This is a genomic window from Clostridium sp. (genome assembly GCF_029258205.1).
In the GTDB taxonomy this organism is placed as follows: domain Bacteria; phylum Bacillota; class Clostridia; order Clostridiales; family Clostridiaceae; genus Sarcina.
In genome coordinates this window covers 1-5,009 of record NZ_JARHZJ010000005.1, presented here as the reverse complement: position 1 = coordinate 5,009, position 5,009 = coordinate 1, and the positions used below count along the sequence as shown (strand labels likewise).

At 25.8% G+C, this 5,009-nt stretch carries 10 protein-coding genes; all 10 read left to right on the top strand.

Translation table 11 applies throughout. The features are described 5' to 3' along the window. Nucleotides 1–6 precede the first annotated feature (6 nt). The 10 genes from Q1J60_RS00805 to Q1J60_RS00760 all read left to right on the top strand — a co-directional run bounded on the left by Q1J60_RS00805 (nt 7) and on the right by Q1J60_RS00760 (nt 5,007). Complete coding sequence (locus tag Q1J60_RS00805) at nt 7–807, top strand: hypothetical protein (RefSeq protein ID WP_423249096.1); 801 nt, start codon at nt 7–9, stop codon at nt 805–807. A gap of 98 nt (nt 808–905) precedes the next feature. Further along, entirely contained in the window at nt 906–1,214 is a 309-nt protein-coding gene (locus Q1J60_RS00800; protein WP_300257206.1) for a hypothetical protein, read from the top strand. A 119-nt stretch (nt 1,215–1,333) separates the two neighbouring features. Then, a complete protein-coding gene (locus Q1J60_RS00795; RefSeq protein ID WP_300257202.1) occupies nt 1,334–1,474 on the top strand; it encodes a hypothetical protein in 141 nt (46 codons plus the stop codon). Then, the gene (locus Q1J60_RS00790; protein WP_423249095.1) at nt 1,455–1,847 is read left to right on the top strand and encodes a hypothetical protein; all 393 of its coding nucleotides are present in this window, start codon (nt 1,455–1,457) and stop codon (nt 1,845–1,847) included. Before Q1J60_RS00795 ends, Q1J60_RS00790 begins: the two co-directional genes overlap by 20 nt. A gap of 10 nt (nt 1,848–1,857) precedes the next feature. Then, the gene (locus Q1J60_RS00785; protein ID WP_300257200.1) at nt 1,858–2,430 is read left to right on the top strand and encodes an RNA 2'-phosphotransferase; all 573 of its coding nucleotides are present in this window, start codon (nt 1,858–1,860) and stop codon (nt 2,428–2,430) included. 118 nt (nt 2,431–2,548) lie between these two features. After that, the gene (locus tag Q1J60_RS00780; protein ID WP_300257197.1) at nt 2,549–2,821 is read left to right on the top strand and encodes a hypothetical protein; all 273 of its coding nucleotides are present in this window, start codon (nt 2,549–2,551) and stop codon (nt 2,819–2,821) included. 38 nt (nt 2,822–2,859) lie between these two features. Then, nucleotides 2,860–2,997 carry a hypothetical protein gene (locus Q1J60_RS00775; protein ID WP_300257215.1) on the top strand — a complete coding sequence of 46 codons (138 nt, stop codon included), beginning with the start codon at nt 2,860–2,862 and terminating at the stop codon, nt 2,995–2,997. Then, on the top strand, nt 2,984–4,348 hold the full coding sequence (locus tag Q1J60_RS00770) for a pyocin-S2/colicin E7-DNase domain-containing protein (RefSeq protein ID WP_300257194.1): 1,365 nt from the start codon (nt 2,984–2,986) through the stop codon (nt 4,346–4,348). Before Q1J60_RS00775 ends, Q1J60_RS00770 begins: the two co-directional genes overlap by 14 nt. Before the next feature lie 29 nt (nt 4,349–4,377). Next, on the top strand, nt 4,378–4,590 hold the full coding sequence (locus Q1J60_RS00765) for a bacteriocin immunity protein (protein WP_300257191.1): 213 nt from the start codon (nt 4,378–4,380) through the stop codon (nt 4,588–4,590). A gap of 144 nt (nt 4,591–4,734) precedes the next feature. Continuing rightward, nucleotides 4,735–5,007, top strand: coding sequence for a hypothetical protein (locus Q1J60_RS00760; RefSeq protein ID WP_300257188.1), 273 nt, complete (start codon nt 4,735–4,737; stop codon nt 5,005–5,007). Nucleotides 5,008–5,009: the final 2 nt, after the last annotated feature.

The following is a 5,009-nucleotide window of genomic DNA, read 5'->3' as shown; positions in this document are numbered from 1 at the left end:
ACAAAAATAGAAGAAACTAAAGAAGTGGAAACACAATTTCCGTATAATGTAGAATTTGATAACTATAAAGTTCAAATAAATAAACCAAAATTATTCAATCATTATGTTCTTTTTGATTATAATGTTGAAACAAAAGATGGTTCACCTATAGAAGAAGGAGATTTTAATATTACAGGTAGTGTTCAATTTCCTGATAAAGCTTATTTTATATCTTCTGATAACATATTAAATGAAATTAATAACAATAAAATGCATATTGTTGATGTCGGGATTATTGTAGCTAGAGAAAATTATGATTTATACGTAAAAAATCCTAGTTTTTTAGTAAATGCAAGAGAAAAAGGTAGTAGTAAATTGATTTATGAAGAAAAAAGAATAGATAAAAGGATAGAAACTAAAGGAATTATTTATCTAACTAAAGAAAACTATAAAGAAATAAATAAAACATTTAAATTAGATAATATTGATTTTAATATTTTAAGTTTAGGAAATTTTGATTTTGGATCATTTATACCTATTTTTGTAGGTAATATAAGTCATGAACAAAGTGAAGAAATAAGTAATAAATATGCTATTAGAATTAAAAGTGGAAATTTAAATCAAATTTATAATTTAGAAAAATGGGCTGGATTTTATGAAAAAGCCATAAAAAATTATAGTAAGATAGATTCTAAATATAATAAAAATTCAGAATATGATCAATTCTATATGGCAAAACTTCTTTATAATCCTAAAGAAGTGAATAAAGATAATCTGGAAATATATCTTGTTAATAAAAATACTAATGAAGAAGTTAAAATAAATTAATATACTAATAATTTAAAAGGTTCGCAATAGCTTTTGTTGTGAATCTTTTTTATAAGATGATATAATTTTCTTAGTTTTACAAAGGGGGAGCTGAATAAGTGGGGAACGTATTACAAGTGAATAAGGGAAATTATATAGATAATGTGCATATAGTTGGAAAAGATATAATAACAGGTGAAGAAATTAGTAGGGGAACATCATTAATACTTAATTTAAGTTCAGTAATTTTTCATAATTCATTTAAAAATACTGATGAAATAATAACAGCATTAAAACAATCTTCTAGAAAGACAATAAAACTAGATCCAGAAAGAATTAGGTTTAGTCAATCATCTGTAAATGGAGCTGGAGAAATAATTGAAAGTATGAAAAAAATGGGTGGAAAGGTGATTCTATTGATGTTATAAAAATGGAAGATGGAAAATTAACTACGATAGATAATACTAGAGTTGTCGCAGCTAGAAAAACTAAAACTACTGTTTTAGCTAATATACATTAAGAAACTGAAGAATTAGTAGATAAAGAGATGATTGAAAGATTTACTGTTAAATATAAAGTGTCAAAAACTTGGGGAGATGTAATAAGATTTAGAAGTGGTAAGCAAAATAAAAAATTTAGAGATAATAACCTATTAGGAAGTTATGAAATTGAAAGGATTGGTATGTAAAATGAATATAAAAGATTTAGAAAAAAATATAGATTATAAAGAGTTTAGATATCCAAAGGAATTTATTAAAATTTTAGAACTTAATTTAATAGATTTTGATGTATGGTATATACTTAGTGGAGATGAATTCTTAAATAAGTTAAATGGATTAAAAAAAAGATATCCTAAAAGAAAATTAATACCATTTGCTAAAAGAGCTGATAATGATGATGTAGCATGTTTTGAAGTTGGCTATAATGAAGGTCAAGTTCAATTAATACATGACTTCGCATCAGAAGGATTTGAGCAAGTATCAATATATAATAATTTTTGGTTGTGGTTTAAAGATGCTATAGATGAATTAATAGAATTTAATAAGATTGAATTAGAATAAGGTGGCTTTTATGGATTATGAAAAAATAAGTAAAAGTATTTCATATATTTTAAGGCATAAAGCTATTGAATATGATTTAGTAGTTGATGAATTTGGGTGGGTAGAATTAAAAAAATTAATTCCTATTTTAAATTTAATTAATACTGAAAAAATAACTGAGAATGAGATTAAACATATAATTAAAACTTCAGATAAAAAAAGATTTGAAATACTTAATGATAAAATAAGAGCATTATATGGACATTCATTAAAAAAGAAAATAAAGAAAGATAAAAGTAAACCACCTGAATATTTATTTCATGGAACAAGTAATAAAGCAATTAATAATATATTTAAATTTGGATTAAAACCTATGCAGAGACAATATGTGCATTTAACAACTAATATTAATGAGGCATATGAAGTAGGATTAAGATATGATAAGAAGCCAATAATATTGAAGATAAATTCATTAGCTGCTTGGAACGATGGATTTGATTTTTATATAGGAAAAGATAAGGTATGGTTATCTAATTATATAGATTCAAAATATATTGAAATATTAAATATAAACAATTTTAAAAATAAAAGTTATATTGGCTAAATTTATTGTAAAATTTATAAAGTATTTAAAATAGTAGCTTAATTTCAATTAGCTTAGTAAATAAATAATAGAAAATATGATATAATTTTCTTAGTTTTACAAAGGGGGAGCTGAATAAGTGGGGAACTTATTACAAGTGAATAAGGAAAACTATATAGATGATGTTCATAGTGAGAGTAAAGGATTGATAACTAGGAGCGTTATAGATAAAAAAGGATATAGCCAATGGCACTATAAATATGCCGAATTAAAAGATTTAGATATGAGTTGTGAAAATATCTATACAACTTTAAATACCTTTTATAAGTCTTGTAGGAGATTAGAAAATATAAAAGAGTTAAATAGGGGTAGCATCCATGGCCGTCAACCTAAGAAGCCTCACTTTCTATAATATTTAATTAATTATTATAGAAAGTGAGGCTTAATTTTATGAATAAAAAACTTAAATATTTATCTAAAAATATAAAAGAAAGTTTTGATATTAATGAAATAAATAAAATAGCAAAAGATACAAAATTCATTGAAAGAAAAGGAAATATAAAATTTAATAGATATGCACGGATGTGAAGATAAGACAATAGGAGATTCACATATATCAAGAGCATTCCAAAATCAATTTGGATTTGTAAATGGAAGTTATGATGGAGTATATCAAGGAGGATTCTTAATATCATGGGCAAATTCAATAGGAGTAAGAGCAGCCTTAATAGAATTACCACAATCATGTTATAGTCATTCAGATGCTGTTAATGGAAGATATCTTCAAAAGTGTATAAATGCAGTAACAAACTTAATAGGAGGTTCTGGCGGTAGTTCATCAGGAGGAAGTACTGGAGGAAATACAGGTTCAGGCAGTACAGGAGGAATCTCATCTTCAGATATAAGTTATGAAGCAACAGGAGAAGTGAAAAATGTACAAACATTCCTAAATGTAAGAAAAGGACCAGGAAGAGATTATGATTCAATAGGACAGTTACATCAAGGAGATAAGGTAAATATAGTTGCTAAAAATGGAATATGGTATAAAATTTCTTCACCTATAGCTGGATATGTACACTCTGAATTTATAGAAATCTATAGTGAAAACAATAGTTCAAATGAGAGAATTATAGATACTACTCCTGACAAACTATTAAAAAGCATAACAATGAATATAGAGGGAGTTGATATAGAATTTGAATGGAGATTAATGCCTCATGATAATAAATATCATTTAATGCCAGTTAATGAATTAAGAAATCTTGAAAAATATCATCATGCTTTTGCATTGCAAGTTCCTTTTGGAGAATTGGTATCATTTGTGTTATCATTGACTCCTATTGATTTTGCAAAAGATTTAGTTGAATTTATAGCAAGAAAAGATATAATAACAGGTGAAAAGTATGATAGAGTTACTTTAGGTGCGTGTTTATTATTACCGGAGTTTTCAGAGTTTTTAGTTAAGAAGGGTGTAAAAGATGCTGGACCTGTAGCTAGAATATTTAAGGCTAGTTTTAAAAGAGCTCAACCTGGTATTGTAGAAGGCGCAGAGTTATTAAAAAGTTATGAAAAAATTAGTAGAGGACAAGGGCATATTATTCTTATTCCAAAAGAGGTAGGGATTAAATTACAAGGAAAAAAATTTAAAGATTTCAATGAATTTAGATCGGAATTTTGGAAAGAAATGTCTAAGAGTAAATATGCTAAAGAATTTAGTGAAAGTAATATATCTAATATGTTAAAAGGTAACGCACCAATGGTTATTAAAGAGCAAAGGCTTGGTTCTAGGACTAGATATGAATTACATCACAAAAAACCTATTTGGGATGGTGGAGATGTATATAATTTAGATAATCTAGTAATAGTAAGTCCAAGATACCATCAAGAAATTTTAGATAAGGATTACCACTTTCAAAGAGGGGAATTCAAGATAGATTAATTATTTTATTAAAAGGAGTTGTAATTAAAATGGAAAAGCTTAATAAAGAAGAAATTATAAAGTTAATAGATTCTATAAGGAATCCTAAGGATGAATGGTCAGAATCTTTCATTGATGAATTAGTATTTAAACTAGAAGAAAATGTTGTTTGCCCAAATCCAACTGACTTAATATTTTATACTGAATTATCTTCTGAAGAAGTTGCAGATAAAATATTAAATTATAAACCAATAATATTATAAAATTATTAATAAAAAAGTAGAACTATAAATTTTTATAGTTCTACTTTTTATTAATATGGTGTTTCTAGTATAAAATTTTGTTATCATTAAGTTTAAGAAAATATGATATAATTTTCTTAGTTTTACAAAGGGGGAGGTGAATAAGTGAGAAACGCATTAAAGCTGAATAAAAAGAACTATATAGATAATATTCATAGTAGAAGTAAAGGGTGGATAACCAGGAGCGTTATAGATAAAAAAGGATATAGCCAATGGCACTATAAATATGCCGAATTAAAAGATTTAGATATGAGTTGTGAAAATATCTATACAACTTTAAATACCTTTTATAAGTCTTGTAGTAGATTAGAAAATATAAAAGAGTTAAATAGGGGTAGCATCCATGGCCGTCAACCTAAGAAGCCTCACTTTCTATAATA

What these genes read in the sequence shown, in the direction of transcription:
- Q1J60_RS00795 (WP_300257202.1), top strand. Translation starts at nt 1,334, where the DNA reads ATGATTGAAAGATTTACTGTTAAATATAAAGTGTCAAAAACTTGGGGA.
- Q1J60_RS00785 (WP_300257200.1), top strand. Translation starts at nt 1,858, where the DNA reads ATGGATTATGAAAAAATAAGTAAAAGTATTTCATATATTTTAAGGCAT.
- Q1J60_RS00775 (WP_300257215.1), top strand. Translation starts at nt 2,860, where the DNA reads ATGAATAAAAAACTTAAATATTTATCTAAAAATATAAAAGAAAGTTTT.
- Q1J60_RS00770 (WP_300257194.1), top strand. Translation starts at nt 2,984, where the DNA reads ATGCACGGATGTGAAGATAAGACAATAGGAGATTCACATATATCAAGA.
- Q1J60_RS00765 (WP_300257191.1), top strand. Translation starts at nt 4,378, where the DNA reads ATGGAAAAGCTTAATAAAGAAGAAATTATAAAGTTAATAGATTCTATA.